The sequence below is a fragment of the Streptomyces sp. NPDC029466 genome, assembly GCF_055574515.1.
Map to the genome: position 1 here is coordinate 314,951 of NZ_JBVHZH010000002.1, position 25,648 is coordinate 340,598.

At 72.1% G+C, this 25,648-nt stretch carries 21 protein-coding genes; 8 read left to right on the forward strand and 13 right to left on the reverse strand.

Annotation, left to right across the window (positions count from 1 at the left end):
- Window positions 1–21: 21 nt before the first annotated feature.
- Genes ACZ4XD_RS03195 through deoC form a run of 3 tightly spaced genes read right to left on the reverse strand, consistent with a single transcriptional unit; the run spans window position 22 to window position 3,317 of the window.
- Window positions 22–891: an aldehyde dehydrogenase family protein gene (locus ACZ4XD_RS03195; RefSeq protein WP_468037647.1), complete on the reverse strand. Its 870-nt coding sequence runs from the start codon at window positions 889–891 to the stop codon at window positions 22–24.
- A complete protein-coding gene (locus ACZ4XD_RS03200; protein ID WP_468037649.1) occupies window positions 884–2,314 on the reverse strand; it encodes an aldehyde dehydrogenase family protein in 1,431 nt (476 codons plus the stop codon). The genes ACZ4XD_RS03195 and ACZ4XD_RS03200 overlap by 8 nt, the downstream gene beginning before the upstream one ends.
- A 7-nt stretch (window positions 2,315–2,321) precedes the next feature.
- Window positions 2,322–3,317 (reverse strand): deoxyribose-phosphate aldolase, encoded by a 996-nt coding sequence (gene deoC, locus ACZ4XD_RS03205; protein WP_468037786.1) that lies wholly within the window; start codon window positions 3,315–3,317, stop codon window positions 2,322–2,324.
- A 213-nt stretch (window positions 3,318–3,530) separates the two neighbouring features.
- Here deoC and ACZ4XD_RS03210 point away from each other — a divergent pair, with 213 nt between their 5' ends.
- Window positions 3,531–4,154 carry a PH domain-containing protein gene (locus ACZ4XD_RS03210; protein WP_468037651.1) on the forward strand — a complete coding sequence of 208 codons (624 nt, stop codon included), beginning with the start codon at window positions 3,531–3,533 and terminating at the stop codon, window positions 4,152–4,154.
- A gap of 400 nt (window positions 4,155–4,554) precedes the next feature.
- On the opposite strand, the gene ACZ4XD_RS03215 is transcribed toward ACZ4XD_RS03210, so the two are convergent.
- From ACZ4XD_RS03215 to ACZ4XD_RS03225, 3 genes are all read right to left on the reverse strand, one after another.
- Window positions 4,555–6,237 carry a phospho-sugar mutase gene (locus tag ACZ4XD_RS03215; RefSeq protein WP_468037653.1) on the reverse strand — a complete coding sequence of 561 codons (1,683 nt, stop codon included), beginning with the start codon at window positions 6,235–6,237 and terminating at the stop codon, window positions 4,555–4,557.
- Window positions 6,238–6,522: 285 nt separating this feature from the next.
- Window positions 6,523–7,344, reverse strand: a complete 822-nt coding sequence (locus ACZ4XD_RS03220) for a purine-nucleoside phosphorylase (protein WP_468037655.1) — start codon at window positions 7,342–7,344, stop codon at window positions 6,523–6,525.
- 155 nt (window positions 7,345–7,499) lie between these two features.
- Window positions 7,500–7,937 (reverse strand): gamma-glutamylcyclotransferase family protein, encoded by a 438-nt coding sequence (locus tag ACZ4XD_RS03225; protein ID WP_042147793.1) that lies wholly within the window; start codon window positions 7,935–7,937, stop codon window positions 7,500–7,502.
- Here ACZ4XD_RS03225 and ACZ4XD_RS03230 point away from each other — a divergent pair.
- Complete coding sequence (locus ACZ4XD_RS03230) at window positions 7,936–9,522, forward strand: NAD(P)H-quinone dehydrogenase (RefSeq protein WP_468037658.1); 1,587 nt, start codon at window positions 7,936–7,938, stop codon at window positions 9,520–9,522. The two genes, ACZ4XD_RS03225 and ACZ4XD_RS03230, sit on opposite strands and share 2 nt — an antisense overlap.
- A 289-nt stretch (window positions 9,523–9,811) precedes the next feature.
- Entirely contained in the window at window positions 9,812–10,798 is a 987-nt protein-coding gene (locus ACZ4XD_RS03235) for a DeoR/GlpR family DNA-binding transcription regulator (protein ID WP_468037660.1), read from the forward strand.
- Window positions 10,799–10,856: 58 nt separating this feature from the next.
- Here the strand turns inward: ACZ4XD_RS03235 and ACZ4XD_RS03240 are convergent, their stop codons facing one another.
- Complete coding sequence (locus ACZ4XD_RS03240) at window positions 10,857–11,492, reverse strand: TetR/AcrR family transcriptional regulator (RefSeq protein ID WP_468037662.1); 636 nt, start codon at window positions 11,490–11,492, stop codon at window positions 10,857–10,859.
- A gap of 349 nt (window positions 11,493–11,841) precedes the next feature.
- Here ACZ4XD_RS03240 and ACZ4XD_RS03245 point away from each other — a divergent pair, with 349 nt between their 5' ends.
- Complete coding sequence (locus ACZ4XD_RS03245) at window positions 11,842–13,026, forward strand: alpha/beta hydrolase (protein ID WP_468037664.1); 1,185 nt, start codon at window positions 11,842–11,844, stop codon at window positions 13,024–13,026.
- A 108-nt stretch (window positions 13,027–13,134) separates the two neighbouring features.
- On the opposite strand, the gene ACZ4XD_RS03250 is transcribed toward ACZ4XD_RS03245, so the two are convergent.
- Window positions 13,135–14,904 (reverse strand): acetyl/propionyl/methylcrotonyl-CoA carboxylase subunit alpha, encoded by a 1,770-nt coding sequence (locus tag ACZ4XD_RS03250; protein WP_468037666.1) that lies wholly within the window; start codon window positions 14,902–14,904, stop codon window positions 13,135–13,137.
- 481 nt (window positions 14,905–15,385) lie between these two features.
- Here ACZ4XD_RS03250 and ACZ4XD_RS03255 point away from each other — a divergent pair, with 481 nt between their 5' ends.
- The 4 genes from ACZ4XD_RS03255 (at window position 15,386) to ACZ4XD_RS03270 (ending at window position 21,520) form a co-directional block, all read left to right on the forward strand.
- Entirely contained in the window at window positions 15,386–15,850 is a 465-nt protein-coding gene (locus ACZ4XD_RS03255; RefSeq protein WP_468037668.1) for a hypothetical protein, read from the forward strand.
- Window positions 15,851–16,002: 152 nt separating this feature from the next.
- Window positions 16,003–17,067 (forward strand): serine/threonine protein kinase, encoded by a 1,065-nt coding sequence (locus tag ACZ4XD_RS03260; RefSeq protein WP_468037670.1) that lies wholly within the window; start codon window positions 16,003–16,005, stop codon window positions 17,065–17,067.
- Window positions 17,068–17,074: 7 nt separating this feature from the next.
- Complete coding sequence (locus ACZ4XD_RS03265; RefSeq protein WP_468037672.1) at window positions 17,075–19,321, forward strand: protein kinase domain-containing protein; 2,247 nt, start codon at window positions 17,075–17,077, stop codon at window positions 19,319–19,321.
- A gap of 60 nt (window positions 19,322–19,381) precedes the next feature.
- Window positions 19,382–21,520, forward strand: coding sequence for a protein kinase domain-containing protein (locus ACZ4XD_RS03270; protein ID WP_468037674.1), 2,139 nt, complete (start codon window positions 19,382–19,384; stop codon window positions 21,518–21,520).
- A gap of 37 nt (window positions 21,521–21,557) precedes the next feature.
- Here the strand turns inward: ACZ4XD_RS03270 and ACZ4XD_RS03275 are convergent, their stop codons facing one another.
- The 5 genes from ACZ4XD_RS03275 to mmpB form a co-directional block, all read right to left on the reverse strand.
- On the reverse strand, window positions 21,558–22,121 hold the full coding sequence (locus ACZ4XD_RS03275; protein WP_042147818.1) for a DJ-1/PfpI family protein: 564 nt from the start codon (window positions 22,119–22,121) through the stop codon (window positions 21,558–21,560).
- 51 nt (window positions 22,122–22,172) lie between these two features.
- Window positions 22,173–23,003, reverse strand: coding sequence for an MOSC domain-containing protein (locus tag ACZ4XD_RS03280; RefSeq protein ID WP_468037676.1), 831 nt, complete (start codon window positions 23,001–23,003; stop codon window positions 22,173–22,175).
- 93 nt (window positions 23,004–23,096) lie between these two features.
- The gene (locus ACZ4XD_RS03285; RefSeq protein ID WP_042147825.1) at window positions 23,097–23,708 is read right to left on the reverse strand and encodes a Maf family protein; all 612 of its coding nucleotides are present in this window, start codon (window positions 23,706–23,708) and stop codon (window positions 23,097–23,099) included.
- Between the two features lie 43 nt (window positions 23,709–23,751).
- A complete protein-coding gene (locus tag ACZ4XD_RS03290; protein ID WP_468037679.1) occupies window positions 23,752–25,236 on the reverse strand; it encodes a peptidoglycan D,D-transpeptidase FtsI family protein in 1,485 nt (494 codons plus the stop codon).
- Window positions 25,237–25,397: 161 nt separating this feature from the next.
- Window positions 25,398–25,526 carry a morphogenic membrane protein MmpB gene (mmpB, locus tag ACZ4XD_RS03295; RefSeq protein ID WP_468037681.1) on the reverse strand — a complete coding sequence of 43 codons (129 nt, stop codon included), beginning with the start codon at window positions 25,524–25,526 and terminating at the stop codon, window positions 25,398–25,400.
- Window positions 25,527–25,648 lie beyond the last annotated feature (122 nt).

Consider the following 25,648-nt stretch of genomic DNA (forward strand, 5'->3'; position numbering starts at 1 on the left):
CGCCAGGACGCCGCAGCAGTCCTAAACACCCATCGGATGCCAGACCGTCTTCGTCTCCAGGAAGGTCAGCAGACGGGCGGTGCCGGGGTCGGCGGTCCAGTTGACCCGGGTCGGGCGGAGGACGCGCTTGAGGTTGTCGGCCGCGGCCGTTTCCAGGTCCTTCGCCAGCTCGTCGTCGGCGCCCGCGAGGTCGAGGGCGTTGACGTCCTGGTGGGCGGCGAGCGGGGCGGACAGTTCCGCGGTGCGGCCGGAGAGGATGTTGACCACGCCGCCCGGGAGGTCGGAGGTGGCGAGCACCTCGGCCAGGGAGAGGGCGGGCAGCGGGGCGTTCTCGGCGGCCGCCACGACCACCGTGTTGCCGGTGACGATCGCCGGGGCGATCACCGAGACGAGGCCGAGGAACGACGACTCCTGCGGGGCCAGGACCGCGACCACACCGGTGGGCTCGGGGGCGGAGACGTTGAAGTACGGGCCGGCCACCGGGTTGGTGCCGCCGGCGATCTGGGCGACCTTGTCGGACCAGCCCGCGTACCAGACCCAGCGGTCGATCGCGGCGTCCACCTGGGCCGCGGCCTTCGCCTTCGACAGCCCCTCGGCCGCGGCGACCTCGGCGGTGAACTGGTCGCGGCGGCCCTCCAGCATCTCGGCGATGCGGTAGAGGATCTGGCCGCGGTTGTAGGCCGTGGCGCCGGACCAGCCGCCGAAGGCCTTACGGGCGGCGACCACCGCGTCCCGGGCATCCTTACGGGAAGCCAGGGGCGCGTTGGCGAGCCATGTGCCCTTGGAGTCGGTCACCTCGTACACCCGCCCGCTCTCGGACCGGGGGAACTTGCCCCCGACGTACAGCTTGTAGGTCTTGAAGACGGAGAGTCGGCCAGTCAGCTCAGACATTGAGGTACGCCTCCAGACCGTGCCGGCCGCCCTCGCGGCCGTAGCCCGACTCCTGGTAGCCGCCGAAGGGCGACGCCGGGTCGAACTTGTTGAACGTGTTGGACCAGATGACGCCCGCGCGCAGCCTGTTCGCCATCCACAGCATCCGCGAGCCCTTCTCCGTCCAGATGCCGGCGGAGAGCCCGTAGGGGGTGTTGTTGGCCTTCTCCACGGCCTCGGCCGGGGTGCGGAAGGTCAGCACGGACAGCACCGGGCCGAAGATCTCCTCGCGGGCGATGCGGTGCGCCTGGGTGACACCGGTGAACAGCGTCGGCGCGAACCAGTAGCCGGTGCTGGGGAGTTCACAGGACGGCGACCAGCGCTCGGCGCCCTCGGCCTCGCCCGCGTCGGCCAGCGCGGTGATCCGGGCCAGCTGCTCGGCGGAGTTGATGGCGCCGATGTCGGTGTTCTTGTCGAGCGGGTCGCCCACCCGCAGGGTCCGCATCCGGCGCTTGAGGGCGTCCAGCAGCTCGTCCTGGACGGACTCCTGGACCAGCAGACGGGAGCCCGCGCAGCAGACGTGGCCCTGGTTGAAGAAGATGCCGTTGACGATGCCCTCGACGGCCTGGTCGAGCGGGGCGTCGTCGAAGACGATGTTCGCCGCCTTGCCGCCCAGCTCCAGGGTCACCTTCTTGTCCGTGCCGGCGACCGTACGGGCGATGGCCTTGCCGACCTCGGTGGAGCCGGTGAAGGCGACCTTGTTGACGTCCGGGTGCGCGACCAGCGCGGCGCCCGTGGAACCGTCTCCCGTCAGGATGTTGACGACACCCTTCGGCAGGCCCGCCTGGCGGCAGATGTCCGCGAAGAACAGCGCGGACAGCGGGGTCGTCTCGGCGGGCTTGAGGACGACCGTGTTGCCGGTGGCCAGCGCCGGGGCGATCTTCCACGCGAGCATGAGCAGCGGGAAGTTCCAGGGGATGACCTGGCCGGCGACGCCCAGGGGGCGGGGGTTCGGGCCGTAGCCCGCGTGGTCGAGCTTGTCGGCCCAGCCCGCGTAGTAGAAGAAGTGCGCGGCGACCAGCGGCAGATCGGCGTCCCGGGACTCCCGGATCGGCTTGCCGTTGTCGAGCGACTCCAGCACGGCCAGCTCGCGCGAGCGCTCCTGGATGATCCGGGCGATCCGGAAGAGGTACTTGGCGCGCTCGGCGCCGGGCAGCGCGGACCACTTCTCGAAGGCCTTGCGGGCGGCCGTCACGGCGCGGTCGACGTCGTCGCCGGTGGCCTGGGCGACCTCGGAGAGGACCTCCTCGGTCGACGGGGAGACGGTCTTGAAGACCTTGCCGTCGGAGGCCGGGGCGAACTCGCCGTCGATGAACAGGCCGTAGGACGGCGCGATGTCGACGACGGAGCGGGACTCGGGTGCGGGGGCGTAATCGAAGGTCATGGGAGCCTCAGTCCACCGTGACGTAGTCGGGGCCGGAGTAGCGGCCGGTGCTGAGCTTCTGGCGCTGCATCAGCAGGTCGTTCAGGAGGCTGGAGGCGCCGAAGCGGAACCAGTCGGCGGTCAGCCAGGGCTCGCCGAGCGTCTCGTTGACCATGACCAGGTACTTGATCGCGTCCTTGGTCGTCCGGATGCCGCCGGCCGGCTTCACCCCGACCTGCACAGCGGTCGTGGCGTGGAAGTCCCGGACCGCCTCCAGCATGAGGAGGGTGACCGGCGGGGTGGCGTTGACGGCGACCTTGCCGGTCGAGGTCTTGATGAAGTCGGCGCCCGCGAGCATCGCCAGCCAGGAGACCCGGCGCACGTTGTCGTAGGTCTGGAGCTCGCCGGTCTCGAAGATGACCTTGAGGTGGGCGGCGCTTCCGTCGGGACGGGCGCACGCCTCCTTCACGGCCTTGATCTCCTCGAAGACGTCCATGTAGCGGCCGGAGAGGAAGGCGCCCCGGTCGATCACCATGTCGATCTCGTCGGCGCCGGCCGCGACCGCGTCCCGGGTGTCCGCGAGCTTGACCGGCAGCGCGGCGCGGCCGGCGGGGAAGGCGGTGGCGACGGACGCGACATGGATGCCGGAGTCGCCGAGCGCCTCCTTGGCCGTCGCGACCATGTCCGGGTAGACGCAGATCGCCGCGACCTTGGGGCTGGTGCGGTCCGTGGGGTCCGGGTGGACGCCCTTGGCGCACAGTGCCCGGACCTTGCCCGGGGTGTCCGCGCCTTCGAGGGTCGTCAGGTCGATCATCGAGATGGCGAGATCGATGGCGTACGCCTTCGCCGTCGTCTTGATCGAGCGGGTGCCGAGGGTGGCGGCGCGGGCTTCGAGGCCGACCGCGTCGACGCCCGGGAGGCCGTGGAGGAAGCGGCGCAGCGCACCGTCGTCGGCGGTCACGTCCGCCATTGACGCCAGACGCCCCGCGGCTTCCTTGCCGTATGCGGGAACAGTGATGGGCATGGTCACGAGGGGAGCATATCTACGCGCGTAGCACCATGTCATCCCCTTCAGCCGTCCGAATCCGACCGGGCGGGCGGCGGCGGCTTCGGGCAACGTGCCCGGTGGGGGCGCCGGATGAGGCCCGCCACCGGGGCCCGACGCGGCCGCACCCCGCGCCCGAATGATGCCGTAACGCAATGTCCGGCATACGGACGGTCGGGCAGAATCGGCCCCATGACGAGCCAGGACCGGACCTCTTCGCCCCAGCAGCAGTACGCGGAGCGCAGCTACCGCTCGCCCGCGGCCCTCGCCGGCGGCGCGCTGCTCCTCCTGCTCGGACTCTGGCTCGGCGGCGACGCCCTGCTGCGGGGCGACGTGCACACCAAGCTCACGGCGGCGTTCGCGCTGCTCCTCGGGGTGCCGCTGGTGGTCGCCTTCACCCTGCGGCCGCTGGTCAGGGCGGGCGACGACCGGCTGACGGTGCGTAACCCGTTCCGTACGATCACGCTGCCGTGGGGCGCGGTGGAGGACCTGCGGGCGGCGTTCTCCGCCGAGGTGTTCACCAGCGGCGGCAAGTACCAGCTGTGGGCCGTCCCGGTCTCGCTGCGGCAGCGCAAGAAGGTCAGCCGCCAGGCGGCGCGCGGCTCCGCGGCCCGGCCCCGGTTCGGGCTCGACGCCGACGCCGGCCCGGTGCCGCGCGCCATGGCCGACCAGACCCTCGACGAGCTGCGCGAGATCAAGGAGCGCGCGGCCCACCGCGAGAGCGCCCAGGGCGAGCCGGTGGTGCGCTGGTCGTACGCGGTCCTCGCGCCGCTCGTGGTGGGCGCGGTGGGGCTGGCGGTGATGGTGGCGCTGTAGCCGGCGCGGGGCTGGCGGTGGTGGTGGGGCTGTAGCCGCTGTGGGCCTGGCGGTGAGGGTGGGGCTGTAGTCGCTGTGGGCCTGGCCGTGGTGGTGGTGTAGCCACTGCGGGCCGGCCTGGCCGTAATGGTGGGCCGTGGCCGCCCCGGGGGTCTAGGCGGGCCGGGGCCCTAGGGGGGCGGGGCCCTAGGGGGGCGGGGTTTGGGGGCGCGCCCCAGGGTTGTTTCCCCGCCGCCCACCCCGGTGTTGTTGTTTCCCCGCCGCCCACCCCCCTTCGGGGGGTGGGCGGGTACGGGAGGGGTGATCCTGGGCCCGCCGGGGGTGGCGGGTACGGCGTCCAGGGCCCGCCGGGAGCGGACTCAGGAGAGGCAATGCACCCCTCCAAGGCGCCCCGCCCCCCTCAGATCCCCGCCGCCCCCGCCAGATCCCGCTTGATCGACGCCAGTGCCGTGACGGCCTTCGTGCGGGCCTCTGGCAGGGCCTCGGCCGAGGACACCGGGACCACGACCTCCAGGTAGCACTTGAGCTTGGGCTCGGTGCCGCTGGGGCGGACCACCACGCGGGCGGCCTCGATCCCGGCCTCCGGCGAACCGGACAGGTAGTAGCGCAGCCCGTCGGTCGGCGGCAGCGTCTCGGTGCCCCGGTTCAGATCGTCGGCGCGGGTCACGGTCAGGCCCGCCAGCGCGGTCGGCGGCTGCTCGCGCAGCCTGCGCATCGCGTCGGCGATCAGCGACAGGTCCTCGACGCGGACCGAGAGCTGGTCGGTGGCGTGCAGCCCGTGTTCCAGCGCGAGGTCGTCGAGCAGGTCGCCGAGGGTGCGCCCGGACTGCTTGAGTTCCGCGGCCAGCTCGGTGATCAGCAGGGCCGCGGTGATGCCGTCCTTGTCGCGGACGCCCGCCGGATCGACGCAGTAGCCGAGCGCCTCCTCGAAGGCGTACCGCAGACCGTCCACCCGGGCCAGCCACTTGAAGCCGGTCAGCGTCTCCTCGTACGGGAGCGAGGCGGCGGCCGCGATACGGGACATCAGCTGGGAGGAGACGATGGTCGTCGCGAAGGTGCCGGCCGCCTGCTTGCGCACCAGGTGGGCGGCGAGCAGCGCGCCGACCTCGTCGCCGCGCAGCATCCGCCAGCCGTCCGGCGTGCCGGGGGCGGGGACGGCGACGGCGCAGCGGTCCGCGTCGGGGTCGTTGGCGATCACGATGTCGGGGCCGGCGGCGCCCTGCGCGCGGGCGGTGGCGAACGCGAGGTCCATCGCGCCCGGCTCCTCCGGGTTGGGGAAGGCGACCGTCGGGAAGTCCGGGTCCGGCTCGGCCTGTTCCGCGACGACCGTCGGCGCCGGGAATCCGGCCCGTGCGAAGGCGGCGACGAGGGTGTCCCGGCCGACGCCGTGCATGGGCGTGTAGACGACCTTCGTGTCCCGGGGGGAGTCGGGCGTCAGCACCGCGTCCGTACGCGCCAGATAGGCGTCCAGGACCGTCTCGTCGAGGGTTTCCCAGCCGGCCTCGGGGCGCGGGACGTCGGCCAGCGAGCGGACCGCGGCGATCTCGGCGGCGATCTCGCCGTCCGCGGGCGGCACGATCTGGGAGCCGTCGCCCAGGTAGACCTTGTAGCCGTTGTCGCGCGGCGGGTTGTGGCTGGCGGTGACCTCGACCCCGGCCACCGCGCCCAGGTGCCTTATCGCGAAGGCCAGGACCGGGGTGGGCAGCGGGCGCGGCAGCACCGCGGCGCGCAGGCCCGCGCCGACCATCACGGCCGCCGTGTCACGGGCGAAGTCGGCGCTCTTGTGGCGGGCGTCGTAGCCGATGACCACCAGGCCCGAGCCGTGGCCCTGCGCCTTGAGGTACGCGGCGAGGCCGGCCGCGGCCCGGATGACCACGGAGCGGTTCATCCGCATCGGGCCCGCGCCCAGTTCACCGCGCAGCCCGGCGGTGCCGAACTGGAGGGTGCCGGCGAACCGGGCGGCCAGCTCGTCGGTGTCCTCGGCTGCGATGAGCTTGGCGAGCTCGTCCCGGGTCTCCGGGTCGGGGTCCTCGGCCAGCCATGCCTGGGCCCGGTGGGTCAGCTCCGCGGGATCGGTAGCCACGTGATGCTCCTGACGGTGGATGCGGGTGGGGGCGCGCTGCGGACGGCTGAGGAGGCAGGGCCCTCTCGGCTCGTCACGCATACCCGGTACGCGGGTACGGGGAGCCGCGAAACCGGCCAATGCCACTGGATGGCAGCGCGCGGAGGGGGCCGCGCCGCGCGGTGGGGTGGACCGGCGGGCAGGCGGCGGGCCCGGGTGCGGTGCGGACGGGGCGGCCCGGCGGGTGGGGCACCCGCCGTGGCCGTCAGCCGTCGTCGTCCGGCGGCGCCGTGGCGCCGCGGTGGCTCAGAGCTTGCCGAGCACCTGGGCGAGCAGGCTGCCCATCCGGGTCGCGGAGTCGCGGCCGGCCTGCAGCACCTCTTCGTGGTTGAGCGGCTCGCCCGTCATGCCGGCGGCGAGGTTCGTCACCAGCGACAGCCCGAGCACCTCGGCGCCGGCCTCGCGCGCCGCGATGGCCTCCAGGACCGTGGACATCCCGACCAGGTCGGCGCCCAGGGTCCGGATCATCTTGATCTCGGCCGGGGTCTCGTAGTGCGGGCCGGGGAACTGGGCGTAGACGCCCTCCTCCAGGCTCGGGTCGACCTCCTTGCACAGCGCGCGCAGCCGCGGCGAGTACAGGTCCGTCAGGTCGACGAAGCGCGCGCCGACGATCGGGGAGGTGGCGGTCAGGTTGAGGTGGTCGCTGATGAGGACCGGCTGGCCGGGGCGCATGCCCTCGCGCAGACCGCCGCACCCGTTGGTGAGCACGATGGTCTTGCAGCCGGCCGCGGCGGCGGTGCGGACGCCGTGCGCGACCGCGGCGACCCCGCGGCCCTCGTAGTAGTGGGTACGGCCCAGGAAGACCAGCGCCCGCTTCGCGCCGACCTGGTACGAGCGGATCGTGCCGCCGTGCCCGGCGACGGCCGGCGCCGGGAAGCCGGGCAGTTCGGTGACGGGGAATTCGTGCTCGGGCGCGCCCAGGGCCTCGGCGGCCGGCGCCCAGCCGGAGCCCATCACCAGGGCGACGTCATGGGTCTCGGCGCCGGTCAGCTCACGCAGACGGGCGGCGGCGTCGGCGGCGGCACCCTGGGGGTCGCGCGCGATGTCCGGAGTAACAGATGCGTTCACGCGGACGAGGGTAGCCGGTAATCCCCTACGCGCGTAGATGTCGCTGCTCACGGTGCTGGGATCGGATTGTTGTGGCATCTGCCAAAAGCGGCGTCCCGGGCGCGTCGCGGCACCCGTACGGCGGCCTGCCCGCCCCGGCCGGCGCGGTGACGCCGTCAGCAGGGCCGCTTGCGCAGCTCCATCACATAGTCGTGCGGCGCGCCCGCCGACTCCGCGGCATCCGCGATCTCGCCCAGATAGCGGGCCGACGGCAGACCGCCCTCATAGCCGTTGAGGACATAGATCCACGCCGCCTCGTCGCCTTCGAGGGTGTGCACCCGCACCCGCATCCGGCGGTAGATGTCCATGCCGACGCCCTCCCAGCGGTCCATGGACTCCTCGTCCATGGGCGCGATGTCGTAGAGCGCGACGAAGAGCTGGGCGCCGGGTGCTTCGACGACGGTCGCCAGCGCGCCCTCCCAGCCCATCTGCTCGCCGCCGAAGGTGAGCCGCCAGCCGCTGAGCCAGCCGGTGCCGCGCAGCGGCGAGTGCGGTGCGCGGCGGGACATCAGCCGCGCGTCGAGGTTGCCGGCGTACGCGGCGTAGAGCGACATGGTTCCGAGGGTACGGGAGGTTGCCCGCCGGGCTCGTGGTACCGGAGGTCCGGACGGGAGACCCGGTGCGGCGCGCTCCGGTGCTCGTCAGGGGCCGAGGGCGCCCCCGGGCGAGAGTGACATACGGGCGTGCGGGACAATGGAGTACGTGACTCGGATCGTGATCATCGGTGGCGGACCCGGCGGATACGAAGCTGCCCTGGTGGCGGCTTCTCTCGGCGCGGAGGTGACCGTCGTCGACTGCGACGGTCTGGGCGGGGCGTCGGTGCTGACCGACTGCGTGCCGTCGAAGACTCTGATCGCCACGGCCGAGGTGATGACCACCTTCGACTCCTCGTACGAAGAGCTCGGCATCATCGTGGAGGACGACACTCCGCACGTGGACCGGCCCGCCCGGGTCGTCGGCGTCGACCTCGGCAAGGTCAACCGACGGGTCAAGCGCCTCGCACTCGCCCAGTCGCATGACATCACCGCGTCCGTGACCCGCGCCGGCGGCCGGGTCATGCGCGGCCGCGGCCGGCTGGAGCCGGGCCAGGCGCCGGACGGCTCCCGCAAGGTGACGGTCACCGCCGCCGACGGCACCTCGGAGGGCCTGATCGCGGACGCGGTGCTGATCGCCACCGGCGCGCACCCCCGCGAGATCCCGGACGCGCTCCCCGACGGCGAGCGGATCCTGAACTGGACGCAGGTCTACGACCTCGACGAGCTGCCCGAAGAGCTGATCGTGGTCGGTTCCGGTGTCACCGGCGCCGAGTTCGCCGGTGCCTACCAGGCGCTCGGCTCCCGCGTCACCCTCGTCTCCTCCCGTGACCGCGTGCTGCCGGGGGAGGACCCGGACGCCGCCGCCGTCCTGGAGGACGTCTTCCGCCGCCGCGGCATGAACGTCATGTCGCGCTCCCGGGCCCAGTCCGCCAAACGGGTCGGCGACCGCGTCGAGGTCACCCTGGCCGACGGCCGCATGATCTCCGGTACGCACTGCCTGATGGCGGTCGGCTCCATCCCCAACACCGAGGGCATCGGCCTGGAAGCGGCCGGCGTCAAGCTCACGGACTCCGGTCACATCTGGACCGACAAGGTCTCCCGCACCACCGCCCAGGGCGTGTATGCGGCCGGCGACTGCACCGGCGTCTTCGCGCTGGCGTCCGTCGCCGCGATGCAGGGCCGGATCGCGATGTACCACTTCCTCGGTGACGCGGTCACCCCGCTGAACCTCAAGACGGTCTCCGCCAACGTCTTCACCGACCCGGAGATCGCCACTGTCGGTTACTCCCAGGCCGATGTCGACAGCGGCCGGATCGACGCCCGGGTCGTCAAGCTCCCGCTGCTGCGCAACCCGCGCGCCAAGATGCAGGGCATCCGCGACGGCTTCGTGAAGCTGTTCTGCCGCCCCGGCACCGGCATCGTCGTCGGCGGTGTGGTCGTCTCCCCGCGCGCCAGTGAGCTGATCCATCCCATCTCGATCGCGGTCGACAACAATCTGACCGTCGAGCAGATCGCCAACGCCTTCACGGTCTACCCGTCGCTGTCCGGCTCGATCGCCGAGGTCGCCCGCCAGCTGCACACGCGCAAGGCCGCCAGCGAGTAACCGGGGGCGCCGGGCGGGCGGCGGCCGATTCAAATGTTTGTGCCCGCCGTGCGCACTGGGGATGAAACGTCCCTGCGCCGGGGCCGGGACCGGAGCGCTCCATTCCCGGCCGCCGCGGGCCCCGTCAAGGCGACTGACCAGGGCTCACGCGGCTCGTTCCGCCCGGTAGTTCGACCCCCGCACGACATATGCATACCGCATACCACGTCACGCTCCGCGTTGCGCACAACTTCCGTTAATTGGTGCAACCTGCTGAAAACAGACGGTCGTTGGCGTTACTGTCAGTTTCGTGTTCGCTGCAGAACGTCGCCAATTGATCCTTGAAATGGTGCGCGCCAATGGAGCCGTATCGCTCCGGGAGCTCGCCCGCGTCGTCCAGACCTCCGAAGTAACCGTACGGCGGGATGTGCGGGCGCTGGAGGCAGAAGGACTGCTCGACCGCCGGCACGGCGGTGCGGTCCTGCCGGGAGGCTTTACCCGCGAATCAGGATTCCCACAGAAATCCCATCTAGCGACCGCGGAGAAGACGGCCATCGCCGATCTCGCGGCCGGCTTCGTCGAAGAGGGCGAGGCCATCGTCGTCGGCGCGGGAACGACCACGCAGGAGCTGGCCCGCCGGCTCGCGCGGGTCCCCGGGCTGACCGTCGTCACCAACTCCCTGCTGGTCGCCCAGGCGTTGGCCCATGCCAACCGCGTCGAGGTCGTGATGACCGGCGGCACCCTGCGCGGCTCCAACTACGCGCTGGTCGGCAGCGGTGCCGAACAGTCCCTCCAGGGCCTGCGGGTCTCCCGCGCCTTCCTGTCGGGCAGCGGGCTGACCGCCGAGCGCGGTCTGTCCACGTCCAACATGCTCTCCGCCAGCGTCGACCGGGCGCTGGTGCAGGCGGCGGGGGAGGTGGTGGTGCTCGCCGACCACACCAAACTCGGCTCCGACACCATGTTCCAGACCGTGCCCACGGATGTGATCACGCGGCTGGTCACGGACGAGCCGCCGGGCCATGACGACCGCGCCGCCACGGAACTCCAGGCGCTGGCCGATCAGGGCGTCCAGATCGCCGTCGCCAACGGCTCGGGCGTGGGCCACGGGCCGGGGCAGCCGGGGCGGGACGGTGGCCCGGGGGAGCGCAGAGGACCCCGGCGGGACGTCCCGCTCCCGGGTCAGCGGCGCAGCCATGCGCCGGGCGGCGGGGCCGGTGGTCCACAGCTCCGCTCGGCCCCGTCCCTGAGTGAGGCCGCCGGCGGCCGGGTCGCTGACCTGGCACCGCGGCGGCGCTGAGCACGGATGTCGGGGGCGCGTCACCGTGGCGCGCCGGCCCGGCGCGGGGGACCGCTGCTCAGTGGTTCTCCCCCTTCAGCCCGCGCAGCGTGAGCGTCAGCAGCCGGTCGGCGAGCTTGGGGTCGTCCGGGGATTCCTCGACGGCCAGTGCGATGCCGTTGGTCAGCTGCATCAGATCGCTGATGCTCACATCCGGGCGTACGGCCCCGGCCTGCTGGGCGCGGGTCAGCAGCGCGCCGCCGGCCTCCCGCATCGGCACGCTGCACCGGGCCATGCCCGAGTTGTCGTTCGCCGATGCCGTCATCAGTGCGCGGGACAGCCCGCGGTAGGTGGTGGCGTGGGTGATGATCGCGCGCAGCCATTCGACCAGTGCGGCGCACGGCTGCGGCGCGTCGGCCAGTTCCCTGGCGTGCGCCAAGAGGGCGTCCACCTCTCCCTGGAAGACCGCGCCCATCAGGGCGGTGCGGTTGGGGAAGTGGCGGTAGAGGGTGCCGATGCCGACGCCGGCGCGGCGGGCGATGTCCTCCAGCGAGGTGTCCGTGCCGTGCTCGGTGAAGGCGGTACGGGCCTCGGTCAGCAGCCGCTCGTAATTGCGGCGGGCATCGGCCCGCATGGGGCGTACGTCAGGCGTCCGCGCCGGTGCGGTCGCCGCCGGGCCCGTCGTCTGCGGCTGCCCTGCCGTCTCGGTCGCCATCGCCGTCCTCCCTTGACCCGGCCGGTTGCGGCCCGGTGGCTCCAGGATGCCATTGCGTCCTCGGCGGCTGTCCCGGTGCGGTGGGCAAGGCTTACCGGAGGGCACCTCCGCATGATCGGAACGCCCCCGCCGCGCCCGCCCGGTGGCCGTCCGGCAGACCGGGGATGAAGTCCCGGCATCCTCCGGTGGGCGCGCGGCCGAACACCTCGCGGGCCCCGCAACGCCGGGCCGGCAAGCGCCATCAAACCAGGCGCAATGAGGTTTTCCGGGGTCTTCCGGAGGGCCGGGAGGACGCCGTGACGGACCGCCGGGGAAGCGGGCGCGGCGCGGGACATCTGGGGAAAACGTCATGGGACTGACCAGCCGATCGCTGTTGTACGCCATGATCGCGGTCGCCGTGGTCTGTGTGGGCCTCACGCTCTGGCTGTGGCCGCGGTTCGCCGGGCGCGGGCCGCGGGCGCTGCTGGGGCGGCTCGGCTCGATCTTCGCGACCCAGCTGGCCATCGTCGCGGCGCTCGGCCTCGTGGTGAACGCCAACTTCCAGTTCTACGGGTCGTGGCACGAACTGCTCGGCCTGTACGACGACGCCCCGGCCGCCGTCGGCAAATGGGGCGACCAGGGGGCGGTCGGGCCCGTCGGCGACCCGTCGAAGGGCCTGGTGCAGCCCTCGGGGCCGGAGGGGCTGGACAAGGTGCACGGTCTACCCAAGGGGGCGCCGGAGCAGGCCGGGAAGGTCGAGACCGTACGGATCGTCGGGAAGCGGACCCGGGCGGTGAACCCGGCCTACGTCTATCTGCCGCCGCAGTACTTCCAGCACGGGTACGACCGCCAGCGGTTCCCCGTCGTCGTCGCGCTCAGCGGCTATCCCGGCGGCATCTTCCTGCTGGGCCAGCATCTGCGGCTGCCGCAGACCGCCGGGCGGCTGATCCGGGCCGGCAAGATGCAGCCGACGGTCATCGTGATGCTGCGGCCCACCATCGCCCCGCCCCGCGACACCCAGTGCGTCGATGTGCCGGGCGGACCGCAGGCCGAGACGTTCTTCGCCCGCGATGTGCCGGACGCGCTCCGTTCGCACTACCGCGTCGGCCACGACCCCGGCGCCTGGGGTCTGCTGGGCTACTCCTCGGGCGGCAGCTGCGCCCTCCAGCTCGCCATGCGGCACGACCGTACGTACACCGCTGCGGCCGCCCTGTCGCCCGACTACAAGGTCAGCAACGACCCCACCACCGGCAACCTCTTCGGCGAGGGGCGGGACCGGGTGCGCCGCCGCCAGGAATACGACCTGATGTGGCGTCTGCGGCAGCTGCCCGCGCCCCGGGTGAGTGTCCTGGTGGGCACCAGCCGCACCGGCGAGAAGAACTATCCGGCGGCCAGGGCCTTCCTCGACGCCGTCAAACCGCCGATGAGGGCGGAATCCGTCGTCCTCAACCACGGCAGCCACAACTTCGCCACCTGGCGGCGCGAACTGCCCGCCGCGCTCGAATGGATGGGCCGGTCGCTGAGCTTTCCGGATGATGTGGTGGGGAACTCCTAGGGGGGTCCGCGAAGTCCCGTCGTCCGCCCCAGGGGGCCCTGAACGGACGCGAGGGGCCCCCGGCGGTGTGCCGGGAGCCCCTCGTCCGTCTGGCGGAATGCCGTCAGGTCAGTCCTTGATCTCGCAGATCACCGCGCCGGACGTGAGCGCCGCGCCGACCTCGGCGGTCAGGCCCTTGATGGTGCCGGAGCGGTGCGCGTTGAGCGGCTGCTCCATCTTCATGGCCTCCAGGACGACGACCAGCTCGCCCTCGGTGACCTGCTGGCCCTCCTCGACGGCGACCTTGACGATGGTGCCCTGCATCGGGGAGGCGAGCGCATCGCCGGAGGCGGCGCTGCCGGACTTCTTGGCGGCCTTCCGCTTCGGCTTGGCACCGCCGGCGACCGCGGCCCGGGCCAGCGGCATGCCCAGCGAGGACGGCAGCGAGACCTCCAGGCGCTTGCCGCCGACCTCGACGACGACCGTCTCGCGGCTGTCGGCCTCGCCCTCGTCCACGCCGGGGGCGGTGAACGGGGGGATCTCGTTGACGAACTCGGTCTCGATCCAGCGGGTGTGGACCGTGAACGGGTCGGCGGAGCCGGTGAGTTCGGGGGCGAACGCCGGGTCCTGGACGACCGTGCGGTGGAAGGGGATGGCGGTGGCCATGCCCTCGACGGTGAACTCCGCCAGCGCCCGCGCGGCGCGCTGGAGGGCCTGCTGCCGCGTGGCACCGGTGACGATCAGCTTGGCCAGCAGCGAGTCCCAGGCCGGGCCGATGACGCTGCCGGACTCCACGCCCGCGTCCAGGCGGACGCCGGGGCCGGACGGCCCGTCGAACCGCGTGACCGTGCCCGGGGCCGGGAGGAAGTTGCGGCCCGGGTCCTCGCCGTTGATCCGGAACTCGAAGGAGTGGCCGCGGACCGCCGGGTCGTCGTAGCCGAGCTTCTCGCCGTCGGCGATCCGGAACATCTCCCGGACCAGGTCCAGGCCGGTGACCTCCTCGGTGACCGGGTGCTCGACCTGGAGCCGGGTGTTGACCTCCAGGAAGGAGATCGTGCCGTCCTGGCCGACCAGGAATTCGCAGGTCCCGGCGCCCTCGTAGCCGGCCTCCTTGAGGATGGCCTTGGACGCGCGGTACAGCTCGGCGTTCTGCTCCTGCGTCAGGAACGGGGCCGGGGCCTCCTCCACCAGCTTCTGGTGGCGGCGCTGGAGCGAGCAGTCACGGGTCGAGACCACGACCACATTGCCGTGCTTGTCGGCCAGGCACTGGGTCTCGACATGCCGCGGACGGTCCAGGTAACGCTCGACGAAGCACTCGCCGCGGCCGAACGCGGCCACCGCCTCGCGCACCGCGGAGTCATACAGCTCCGGAACCTCTTCGAGGGTCCGGGCCACCTTCAGACCGCGGCCGCCGCCACCGAAGGCCGCCTTGATCGCGATGGGCAGGCCGTGTTCCTTGGCGAAGGCCACGACCTCCTCCGAGCCGGAGACCGGGTCGGGCGTGCCGGCGACCAGCGGCGCACCGGCCCGCTGGGCGATGTGCCGCGCGGCGACCTTGTCACCGAGGTCACGGATGGCCTGCGGGGGCGGGCCGATCCACGTCAGCCCGGCATCCAGGACGGCCTGCGCGAACTCGGCGTTCTCCGACAGGAAGCCGTACCCGGGGTGGATGGCGTCCGCGCCCGAATCGGCGGCGGCAGCCAGGACCTTGGCGATGTCCAGGTAACTGGTGGCAGGAGTGTCACCGCCCAAGGCGTACGCCTCGTCTGCCGCGCGTACGTGCAGTGCGTCCCGGTCGGGGTCGGCGTAGACGGCTACGCTGCCGATCCCCGCGTCCCGGCATGCACGGGCAACGCGAACAGCGATTTCGCCACGGTTGGCGATGAGCACCTTGCGCACGATGGGTCCTTCCTTGGCGCTTCGCCGCATCTATTGGATGCGGCGATTTTAGGGACTGGCGACACCGCGTGCCGACCCGTTCCCTGGGGTGAGCTTGCCCACACGGAGTGTGCTCGGGGCGCCAGTGAGGAACCTAAGTCCCCTGGTATCCCAGGGTAGGCCCGGATTCCTGGGCTCCGGCTCGGGTCCTGGTGTGGCCTAGGTCTCGAACTTCGGGCGTCCAGCGGATCGTCAATTCTTTGTGGAGTCCCTACGAATGGGCGAAGGAAACTTTGCGGTCGACTTCGTCCGTCGGCGCGCCGTCGCCCTCCTGTCCGCAGTCGTCCATACCGACCCGTGCACAACCCTTGCCCCAGCTATTACCCATTAGTAGCGTGCCCGATGTCTTCTGTACTCGCGGTAACCGGGGTAACGGCGGCAACAGGCGCCCACATGGCGCATCGGGCTGGGCGATCGGCGGAAGTAGGTGGACGGGGTGCGGGTGGCACGACGGCCGGTGGCCTTGGCCGCGGCGGTGGTACTGATCCTGGAGGCGTTCGGGATCGTGCTGCTGAACTGGATTCTGAGCATCGTCGTGGACCGCCAGCAGATGTCGCTGGCCGGACTCCAGCCCCGCGCGATGTCCACCGGCTCCTGGGTGGGGGGCATCCTCTTCGGCCTCTACCTGGTGTTCTGTGCCGTGGTCCTGCTCCGCTGCGCCCTGCGCGACCGCGCCCCCGGCGGTTTCACCCGTATCGCCCTCATCAGCTGCGCGGTGGTGCACGGCATGCTGGGCGCCTTCGCTGTCGGCCTGGTCGGCTGGGTCGCCTTCCTCGCGATGATGGTCGTGCTGGGGCTGCTGGTGCTGACGCTCATGGCGTACGGCGAGGGCTTTTCGGGGGATGCGCGCGGAAACGCGGAAAATACCCCGAACGGCGCACCGCCGGTGGCCCCCACGTCCGCCTGACCCCCTCACTTCCCGTCCGGCGACGGGGCCGGGCAGTCCCGGCCGGGCCCGAACTCCCCTTGTTCCGGGGCGGATCGACCCCCTCGGGGCCGTGCGACACGCTTGGGTAGGCTCTTCGGGCGATGTCGTAGGACACACGGGGGATGGGGTGCATGCCTGCATCTGTTGCGGGTGCGGGGGGCCGGTCGCGCGGGAGCGCCATAGGTCCCTACGCGGTGTTGCGGGGGCTGGATGGCGAGGCGTCCGGCATACCCGTACCGGAACGGCGGTTCATCGGACGGAGCGCGGACGGCGACCGTACGGTCCTGATCGGCGCGCCGCTGCCGGGCGCCGACCCCGGCCGGTTCCTGGCCGAGGCGGAGACCTCGCGCTATCTGCTCGGCCCGTGGTCCTCACCGGCCACCGAGGTCGCCGCCCCCGGTGACGCGCCCTGGCACGCCCGCCCGTATGTGCCCGTGCTCCCGCTGCCCGCGGCGCTGACCGTGTACGGCGGCCCGCTGCCCGAGCGCACCGTACGGGCCCTCGGCGTGGCCCTCGTCGAAACCCTGGTCATCGGGCACGGGCAGGACCTGGCCCATGCCGGCGTGTCGCCCGCGGCCGTGCTGCTGGCGGCCGACGGTCCCCGGCTGACGTGCTTCGGGGCGGTACGGGCCGCCGCCGGGGACGGCACCCCGCGCTCCGGACTGCCGGGCCTGGAGTCGGGCAGCCTGCCGCCGGAACAGGCGACGGGCGGGCAGCCGCGTCCGGCGGGCGACGTCTACGCGCTCGGTGCGACGCTCGCCTACGCGGCGACCGGCCACACCGTGCCCGAACGGGAAGAGCTCCCGGCCGCCCTGCGGACCGTCATCACGGCCTGTCTGTCCCGGGATCCGGCGGCCCGCCCGCGGCCCGCCGAACTGCTCGATCTGCTCGATCCCGTCGATGCGGGCGGCTCGGACCCGGCCCCGGCGCCCGCGCCACCCACACCGGCTTCCGGACCGAAGTCCTCCGACACCGTGCTCCTCCGTTCCGCGGAGCCGGCGCCCGCGCCGCCCGCCCCGGCTTCCGGACCGATGTCCCCCGACACCGTGCTCCTCCGGTCCTCGGACCCGGCCGGGCGCGCCGCCGCCCTGCTCGGTCCCGGCTGGCTGCCCGGCCGGATCATCGCGGCCCTCGCCCGCCAGTCGGCCGGGCTGCTCGCCGCCGGCCTCCCGGTTCCGCCCGCCCCACAGGACTGACGCCGCCATGCCGTTCCCCCTCGCCCACGACGATCCGCCCGGCCTGGGCGGCTACCGCCTCCTCGCCCGGCTGGGCAGCGGCGGTATGGGCACCGTCTATCTGGCCCGCTCCCCGGGCGGCCGCACCCTGGCGCTCAAGACGATGCACGCCCGGATCGCCACCACTACCGAATTCCGCACCCGCTTCCGGCTGGAGGCCGATGCCGCCCGGGTCCTCGGCGGCCAATACGGCGCCCAGGTCATCGAGGCCGATCCGCTCGCCGAAACCCCCTGGATGGCCACCGAGTACGTGCTCGGCCCGCCCCTCGACGAGGCGGTGGAGCCGGCCGGCCCGCTGCCCGAGGCGTCGGTGCGTGCCCTGGGGGCGGCGCTGTGCGCGGCGCTCGGTCAGCTCCACCACTCGGATGTGGTGCACCGCGACCTCAAGCCGTCGAACATCATGGTCACGGCGCACGGCCCGAAGGTCATCGACTTCGGTATCGCCCGCGCCCTCGGTGACGATCGGCTGACCCGTACGGGTGCCCCGGTCGGCACCCCGGCGTTCATGTCACCGGAGCAGGCCACCGGACAGGAGCACACCCCGGCCGGCGATGTCTTCGCGCTCGCCGGGGTCCTGGTCTTCGCCGCCACCGGCCGCGGCCCGTTCGGCGACGGACAGCCCGCCGACCTCCTCTACCGCGTGCGCTACCGCGAGCCCGACCTCACCGGCGTCCCGGCCGCCCTCGTCCCGGTCCTGTCCCGCGCGCTGGCCAAGGACCCCGCCGAGCGTCCGTCCACCGTCGAGTTGGCGGCTCAACTCCACGACGGCGGAGGGGAGTTCGCCGATCATCTGCCGGATGCGGTGCTGGCGGAGATCGGGCGGCGGGCGAGCGAGGTCTGGCAGGTTGTGCCACAGCGGCTGCCCGTACCGTCCGACCGGTCGGCGACCGTGCCGTCCGCCGATGTCCCCGCCGCCCGCGGGCTGTCCCGCCGGGGACTGCTGCTGGCGGGCGCGGGCTCGGTACTCGGTGTCGCGGGCGCCGGGGCGGGGGTGTGGGCCTGGCTGGGACGGGACGAGTCGACGCCGGGGCCCGCCACCGGGCCGGGGTACACCAAGCCGAAGCCGGGGCCGAGCGTCGGCGCGGTGAAGAAGAAAAAGCTGGACTCGGTGTGGCAGAGGCAGATCAGCGGGCCCGACGACGAACAGAACCCCGAAGTGCCGCTGCCGGTCGGCGACCAGGTCGTCATGGTGTCCGACGGGGCGCAGGGTGTGGACGCGAAGACCGGTGAGACCCGGTGGAGGTTCCCGCTGGCCTTCACTGACGGCTGGCAGGTCGCTTCGGACGGCACCCACATCTACCGGATCGCGCGGGCCGAGGAACGGGCGGAGGGCAGCGCGTTCCCGCAGTCCGTCTCGTGGTTCATCGCCCGCGTCGACCTGACCACGGGCAAGGAAGGCAGACACCTCGCCCCGGTGTCGGACCGCCAGGACTACTACGGCCTCATCAGCCGGCTGCTGGCCGTCGCCGACGACACGGCCTATCTGGCGGTCTCCCGCGGCAAGGTCAAGCAGTACGAACGCCAGCTCCCCTGGTTCGTGATGGCACTCGACCTCACCAACGGGAGCCGGAAGTGGCTGGACCCCCTGCCGTTCCGTTCCGCCAAGAGCCACGAGTACCACGTCCTGTCCGCCAAGGTCGTCGGCAACCTCCTGGTGACTCTCCAGCAGATGAACGACGCCTCGGTCCGGATCGTCGCCCGCGACCTCCGCACCGGCAAGCCCGTCTGGGACAAGCCCTGGAAGGGCGCCGACCGGCGGCTCGTACGGGATCCGCTGACCACCGATGACAAGCATCTCTACCTGGGCTACGGCCCGTTGCGGGCGCTGCGGCTGAGCGACGGCGGCCAGGTGTGGGACACCTCCCGCACCCGCCCCGGGAAGACGTACGGACCGCCGGCCCTCAAGGACGGGGTGCTCTACGGGGTGGAGGAGGACCTCGGCCTGGTCGCGTTCGACGCCGGCAGCGGGAAGCCGCGGTGGACGGAGAAGAGCTGGGAGGGCAAGTCGGCGGACCATCTCATCCGCCCTGTGATCGGCTCCGAGTACGCCTACTCGTACAGCATCACCGGCAAGTTCCTGCGGGCCGTCGGCCTCACCTCGCACACCACCGAGGAGCTGTACAAGACCAGCGGGACGAAGTTCACCGCCCATGAGAAGAGCCGGATGGTCATCGCCTCCGGGCCCGACTTCCTCGCGGCCTACCCGCTCCGCTGAACCCGCCGCCCCTGCCCCGAGGCCCGCACCGGCCGCGAACTCGTGTGAAGGACACCCGCTATGAAACCGCTCGGCACCGGCGACCCGCTCCGCCTCGGTCCGTACCGCCTTCTCGGTGTGCTCGGCGAGGGCGGCATGGGCAAGGTCTACGTCGGCCAGGACACCGAAAGCACTGTCGCGGCGGTCAAGGTCCTGCGGCCCGAGCTCACCGGTGAGGAGAACCTGGCCCGCCGCTTCGTCCGCGAGGCGCAGGCGGCGACCGCCGTGACCGGCAAGGGCGTGGCCCGGGTGCTGGGCACGGACACCGAGGGCGGACGCCCGTGGATCGCCACCGAGTTCCTGGCCGGTCCGACCCTCGACGAGGCCGTCGAGGCGTACGGCCCCTTCGACGAGCCCGCCGTCCGCGCCCTGGCCGCGTCGCTCGCGCACACCCTCGCGGACATCCACGCCACCGGCCTGATCCACCGCGACCTCAAACCGCCGAACATCGTGCTGACCTCGGACGGTCCGCGCGTCATCGACTTCGGCATCGCCCGCCCCGAGCACGGCCTGACCCTCACCACCACCGGACAGGTCCCGGTCACTCCCGGCTACGGCGCCCCCGAACAGGTCCTGGGCCGCCGGGTCGCGGCCCCCGCCGATGTCTTCTCACTGGGCGCCGTCCTCGTCCACGCGGCCAGCGGCCGGCGCGCCTTCGACGGCGGCCATATCGCCGCCCTCCAGTACAAGGTCGTGCACGACGAGCCCGATCTGACCGGCGTCCCGGGGGCGCTGCGCCCGCTCGTCCTCCCCCTCCTGGCCAAGGACCCGGCCGACCGTCCCACGCCCGCGCGGATCGCCGCGAACTTCGCACCACCGCGCGGCGCCGAACGGGCCTGGCGGCGCGGCCCGGTGAGCCAGGCGATCAAGGAACGGGAGAGCGGCATCCATGAGCTGACCACCGCCCTCGACGGCGGCGCGGCCCCCGGGCAGGTCTCCCGCCGCCGACTGCTCACCGGCCTCGCGGCGGGCGGGGTGGTGCTCACCGCGGGCGGCGGGGCGGCCGCCGCCTGGTGGCCGCGGCCACCGAAGCCCCGGAAGAAGAAGGTCGATCTCTTCGCCTACCCGCCGGCGGTCAAGACGCCCAAGGCGCACCTGCTGAACGCGGATGATGGTGACTTCATCGTCGGCGGGACGCTGAAGGAGCTGTGGGCCGTGCACAACCTTGCCGAGGACACCCCCGCACCCCTGCCCGTCCGGGACGTCATCGTCTTCGGCACCCGCGGCGGCGGGATCGCCGCCCACAACGTCGTGGACGGCAAACGGCGCTGGGCCGCCCCCGACATCAAGGGGGCCGGCCGCTATCTCTCCCTTTCGGACCGTCTGCTCGGCGCCGTCGACAGCAAGGGGACGCTGCGCACTTTCGTCCCCTCCACGGGGGAGCGCCGGTGGACTGCCGATGTCGGGGCGGAATCGCTGCTGGCCGCTGACGACACGGCCGTCTACGTGCTGACGAAGGACGACCGGCTCCGCGCCATCAGTCATTCCGACGCCAAGATTCGCTGGACCGTGCCCTTCGACAAGGCGTTCCGCACCAAGATCAACATGCCCGGTGTCGCCGCGCACGGCCGCCTGGTCATGGGCACTGCCGATGGCAATGCCCTCGCCGTCGACACTGTCGACGGCCGTCGCGCATGGGACCTGCGCGACCGGCCCGAAGCCTTCGTCATTCCGACCCTCTTCGGCGACACCGTCTACCTCAACGGCATGTCGATGACGGCCCGCAGGATCACCGACGGCAAGGAACGGTGGACGGTCAGGAAGCGGGCGCTGGCACACGCGTTCCAGCGCGAGAAGCCACCGATCGTCAAGTGGGGTCCGGTGACCGCCACCGCGGACGCCGTGTACGCCACGTACCAGGGGTCCGTCGACGATGGAACCTTCTTCCCCGACAAGTGGAATGCCCGCGACGGCAGCAAGAGCATGGATCTCAACGGGAGTTCCAACGTCCACACGCCCGTGGTCGTGCAGGGGAACGGCCTCTGGACGATCGAAGGTGAGGAGTACGGTGACTACCGCGTCAACGCGGTGAGCGCGGCGGACGGCGACGCGGTCGTGGAGTACCGGCTGGGCGAGGCCGACCGCCAGTGGCTGGTGGCCGACGGCAACCGCGTCTTCGCCATGAACGACGACTCGCTCTACGCCCTGCCGGTGTTCTGACCCCCGCCCCCCAAGCGCCGCCCTCCCCGCCCGCCTGCTACTTCACCGGCGCATGCTCCCGCAGCACCTCCAGGAACGCGCGCATCCACTCGGGGTGGTCGGGCCAGGCGCGGGCCGAGACGACCTTGCCGTCGACCACCGCGGCGCCGTCGACGAAGGTGCCGCCGCCCAGCTCCACGTCCGGTGCGCAGGCCGGGTAGGCGGAGGTGCGGCGGCCCTTGAGGACGCCGAGCGGGGCCAGGGAGAGGGCCGCGTGGCAGATGTGGGCGACGGGCTTGTCGGCGTCGAAGAAGTGGGTGACGACGCGGCGGTAGTCGGGGTCGTTACGGAGGTATTCGGGTGCCCGGCCGCCGGGGAGCACCAGCGCCGCGTAGTCGGCCGGATCGACCTCGGACAGCGCGAGGTCGGACGGCCAGGAGTGGCCCTCGCGTTCGACGTAGGTGTCGAAGTTGTCGACGAAGTCATGGACGACGAACTGGAGCTTCTTGCGGGTGAGGGCCGCGATGCAGGGCTCGTACCCCTCCTCCAGCAGCCGCTGGTAGGGGTAGAAGAACTCCAGGTCCTCGGTGGCGTCACCGGCGATGAGCAGGATCTTCGGCATGGTGCGGACTCCTCATGACGGACCCGACCGGGGCGATCGAGTCGTTTCGGGTCAATCGGTTCCCCACTCGGTGACCTCGAATGCGTCGCCCACCGTCACCTTTCCGGTCGCCACCACCGAGAACTTCGATCCGAACGCCACCCCGCCCTCGGGCACCCGCCGGTACGTGGCGAGTGTGCGCAGCGGCTCGGGGCCGGCCTTGCCGCCCGTCGTCTGGTCGACGAGGGTGACCGCGCAGCGGACGGCGAGTTTGGTGAACCCCAGCTCGCAGCCGCCGACCGTGACCCGTCGCACCCGGTCCTCGGTCTGCGGGGTGTCCCAGCCGTCCACCACGAGGTTGGGCCGGAAACGGTCCATCGGGACCGGTGGGCGCCCGGCGGCGGCGATCCGGCGGTTGAGGTCGTCGAAGGAAGCCAGGGAGAGGATGTGCAGGGCGCTGCTGTCGGCGAAGCCGGAGGTGCCGGGGGTGAGCCCGTCGGTCACCCGGTCGTGCTCGGGCGGTACCCGCACCAGCCGGCTCTCCGCGCCCAGCGCTTCGGACAGCCATCCGGCCACGCGGTCCCCCTGGTCGACCGCGCGGTACGGCGTACCGAACATCTCGACCTCGGCCCTGGCCGCCGAGCCGGTGCCGTGGTCGATGTCCAGGTGGAGGGGGTCGCTGCCCGGGGCGTGCAGGGTGAGGTGCGCCCCGTCGGCGCTGACCTCCGGCCGGATCACCGCCAGCCGGGGGTCCTTGCGCTGGCTCCGGAAGACACCTCCGGGGCCGACGACCAGGAAGCTGCGGTCGTGGGCGAGGCCGGCGGGGGTGAGTTCCGCCTCGGTCGCCGGGACGCCGGCGCAGCCCTTGACGGGGTAGCTGATCAGCTCGACAACGTTTGCCATGGGGGCAGCGTAGGCGCCGGACGCCTGCGAATTCCGGCGTTCATCGCCGCCGGCCGCACCCCGGCGCTGGCCGCCCGGCGCGGGGTGCGCCGCTCAGGTCCACAGTTCGGTGATCGCCACGTCCAGGTCGGCGAGCAGCCGGCGCAGCAGCGGCAGGGAGAGGCCGATGACATTGCCGGGGTCGCCGTCGATGCCGTCGATGAAGGGGGCGGAGCGGCCGTCGAGGGTGAAGGCGCCGGCGACGAACAGCGGTTCGCCGCTTTCGACATAGGCGGCGATCTCCTCGTCGGACGGCTCGCCGAAACGGACCGTGGTCGAGGCGGTGGCCGCCACCCGGCGGCCGGTCGCGGTGTCGATCACGCAGTGGCCGGTCTGCAGGACGCCGGAGCGGCCGCGCATGGACTTCCAGCGGGCGGTGGCGTCCTCGGCGTCGGCCGGCTTGCCGAGCGCCCGCCCGTCCAGCTCCAGGACCGAGTCACAGCCGACGACCAGGGCGCCCGCGGCCTCCGGGCGGCCGGCCACCGCCTCGGCCTTGGCCTCGGCCAGCACCCGGGCCAGCTCACCGGGCGTGGGCGCGGTGAGCGCGTCCTCATCGACCCCGCTGACGATGACCTCGGGGGCCAGTCCGGCCTGGCGCAGCAGGGCCAGCCGGGCGGGGGACTGGGAGGCGAGGACGAGGCGGCGGGGGCGGGACTCTTCGGTCATGCCCGCCATCGTACGGAGCCCCCGCCGCCGCGGCGGCCCCGGTCTACTTGTTGAGCACCGCCTGCATGACCGACTTCGCGATCGGCCCGCCCAGCTTGCCGCCGGCGATCTCCGACCGGGGGATGTCCATGTCCGAGGGATCGACGAAGACGGCGACCGCGACCGGGGAGCTGCCGTCGCTCTGCTTGGCGTAGGAGACGAACCAGGCGTAGGGGCGCTCGTCGTTGACGTTCGCGCCGTGCTGGGCGGTACCGGTCTTGCCGCCGACGGTCACGCCGGGGATCTTGGCCTTGTCGGCGGTGCCCTCCGAGGCGGTGTACTCCATCATCTCCTGCACCTTCTTCGCGGTGTCGGCGGAGACGGCCTGGGACATCATCTTCGGCTCGGCCTTCTCCAGCGTCGACAGGTCGGAGCCGCGCACCTCGTCGACCAGGTGCGGCATCATCACCTTGCCGTCATTGGCGAGCCCCGCGACCACCATCGCCATCTGCATCGGCGTGCTGGTGAGGCTGCCCTGGCCCATACCGGTCAGCGCGGTCTGCGGCTTGTCGAGCTTCTCCGGGTAGAGGCTCTTGGTGGCCAGCAGGTCGCCGAGGTCCTCGTCGTAGACGTTCTCGTTGAAACCGAACTTCTGGGCGGTCTCGCGCATCTTGTCCTTGCCGACCTTGAGCGCGGCGTCGAGGAAGACGTTGTTGCAGGACCACTGCATACCGGTCTTCAGCGAGGCCTTGTCGCAGGGCGCGCCCGCGACATCGTTCCCGACCTTCGTGGTGCTCTGCGGCAGCTGGTACGGGGCGGGTGCGCCCGACGACGCGTTGATGTCGGAGACCACGCCGTGCTCCAGGGCCGCCGCCGCGGTGAGGATCTTGAAGGTGGAGCCGGGCGGGTAGGTCTCGCGCAGCGCCCGGTTGTTCAGCGGCTTGGTCTTGTCGGCGTCCAGCGCCTTGAACTTCTGGCTCTCGGCGTTGGAGATGCCGGAGAAGACCGACGGGTCGTAGGAGGGGGTGGAGGCGAGGGCGAGGACCCTGCCGTTGCGCGGGTCGAGCGCGACCACCGCGCCCTTGGCGTTGAGGTCGGTCAGGCCCTTGTACGCGGCCTTCTGCGCCTTGGGGTCGATGGTGGTGATCACATCGCCGCCGCGTGGCTTCTCGCCGGTGAGGATGTCCTTGGCGTTCTTGAGGGCGAGCCGGTCGTCCTTGCCGCTGAGCACCTTGTTGTAGATGCCTTCCAGGAAGGTCGTGCCCTGGGCCTGGGAGGCGAAGCCGGTGACCGGCGCGTACATCGGGCCGTCCTTGTACGTCCGCTTGTACTTGAAGTCACCGGAGGTCGCCACCGAGCCGGTGACGGGCTTGCCGCCGACGATGATGTTGCCGCGCGGGTAGGAGAACGCCTCGATCTTGACGCGGCGGTTGTGCGGGTCGTTGGCGAGCTCGTCGGCCTGGACGAACTGGACCCATGTCACCCGCGCCAGCAGGGCCAGCACCAGCGCCCCGCAGAAGACGGCTATATGCCGCAGCGGCCTGTTCATCGCTCTCCCACTCCCGTCCGGCTGCCGCCCGGGCGGCAGGGCGCCCGAATTGCGCTGTCAAGAGAGAAAGAAGCGAAATCAGGGGAAGCGGTTGCAGTCGAGAACTGTGAGCGTTGCCTCTCCGGTAGCGGGAACTGTGCGATGCCCGCATACGGGGACGGCTACCGCTCCGCGAGCAGGACCATCAGCACCACCACGGCCACGGCCAGCACGATGCTCATCCGGCGGAGCTTGGCCTGCACATCGCGCAGCTCCTCAGGAGGCTCGTCGGGCGGATCTGACCACAGCATGTATCGATCCTGTGCCCATGACGCGCGTGGGGGGGGGGGGGGGGGGGGGGGGGGGGGGGGGGGGGGGGGGGGGGGGGGGGGGGGGGGGGGCGAACTCGGGGGGCCGGGGGGAGACCATGTGG

What these genes read in the sequence shown, in the direction of transcription:
- ACZ4XD_RS03230 (WP_468037658.1), top strand. Translation starts at nt 7,936, where the DNA reads ATGGTTCCGAGGGTACGGGAGGTTGCCCGCCGGGCTCGTGGTACCGGA.
- mmpB (WP_468037681.1), bottom strand. Translation starts at nt 25,526, where the DNA reads ATGCTGTGGTCAGATCCGCCCGACGAGCCTCCTGAGGAGCTGCGCGAT.
- deoC (WP_468037786.1), bottom strand. Translation starts at nt 3,317, where the DNA reads ATGCCCATCACTGTTCCCGCATACGGCAAGGAAGCCGCGGGGCGTCTG.
- ACZ4XD_RS03265 (WP_468037672.1), top strand. Translation starts at nt 17,075, where the DNA reads ATGCCGTTCCCCCTCGCCCACGACGATCCGCCCGGCCTGGGCGGCTAC.
- ACZ4XD_RS03245 (WP_468037664.1), top strand. Translation starts at nt 11,842, where the DNA reads ATGGGACTGACCAGCCGATCGCTGTTGTACGCCATGATCGCGGTCGCC.
- ACZ4XD_RS03260 (WP_468037670.1), top strand. Translation starts at nt 16,003, where the DNA reads ATGCCTGCATCTGTTGCGGGTGCGGGGGGCCGGTCGCGCGGGAGCGCC.
- ACZ4XD_RS03270 (WP_468037674.1), top strand. Translation starts at nt 19,382, where the DNA reads ATGAAACCGCTCGGCACCGGCGACCCGCTCCGCCTCGGTCCGTACCGC.
- ACZ4XD_RS03280 (WP_468037676.1), bottom strand. Translation starts at nt 23,003, where the DNA reads ATGGCAAACGTTGTCGAGCTGATCAGCTACCCCGTCAAGGGCTGCGCC.
- ACZ4XD_RS03210 (WP_468037651.1), top strand. Translation starts at nt 3,531, where the DNA reads ATGACGAGCCAGGACCGGACCTCTTCGCCCCAGCAGCAGTACGCGGAG.
- ACZ4XD_RS03225 (WP_042147793.1), bottom strand. Translation starts at nt 7,937, where the DNA reads ATGTCGCTCTACGCCGCGTACGCCGGCAACCTCGACGCGCGGCTGATG.
- ACZ4XD_RS03290 (WP_468037679.1), bottom strand. Translation starts at nt 25,236, where the DNA reads ATGAACAGGCCGCTGCGGCATATAGCCGTCTTCTGCGGGGCGCTGGTG.
- ACZ4XD_RS03285 (WP_042147825.1), bottom strand. Translation starts at nt 23,708, where the DNA reads ATGACCGAAGAGTCCCGCCCCCGCCGCCTCGTCCTCGCCTCCCAGTCC.
- ACZ4XD_RS03200 (WP_468037649.1), bottom strand. Translation starts at nt 2,314, where the DNA reads ATGACCTTCGATTACGCCCCCGCACCCGAGTCCCGCTCCGTCGTCGAC.
- ACZ4XD_RS03195 (WP_468037647.1), bottom strand. Translation starts at nt 891, where the DNA reads ATGTCTGAGCTGACTGGCCGACTCTCCGTCTTCAAGACCTACAAGCTG.
- ACZ4XD_RS03275 (WP_042147818.1), bottom strand. Translation starts at nt 22,121, where the DNA reads ATGCCGAAGATCCTGCTCATCGCCGGTGACGCCACCGAGGACCTGGAG.
- ACZ4XD_RS03240 (WP_468037662.1), bottom strand. Translation starts at nt 11,492, where the DNA reads ATGGCGACCGAGACGGCAGGGCAGCCGCAGACGACGGGCCCGGCGGCG.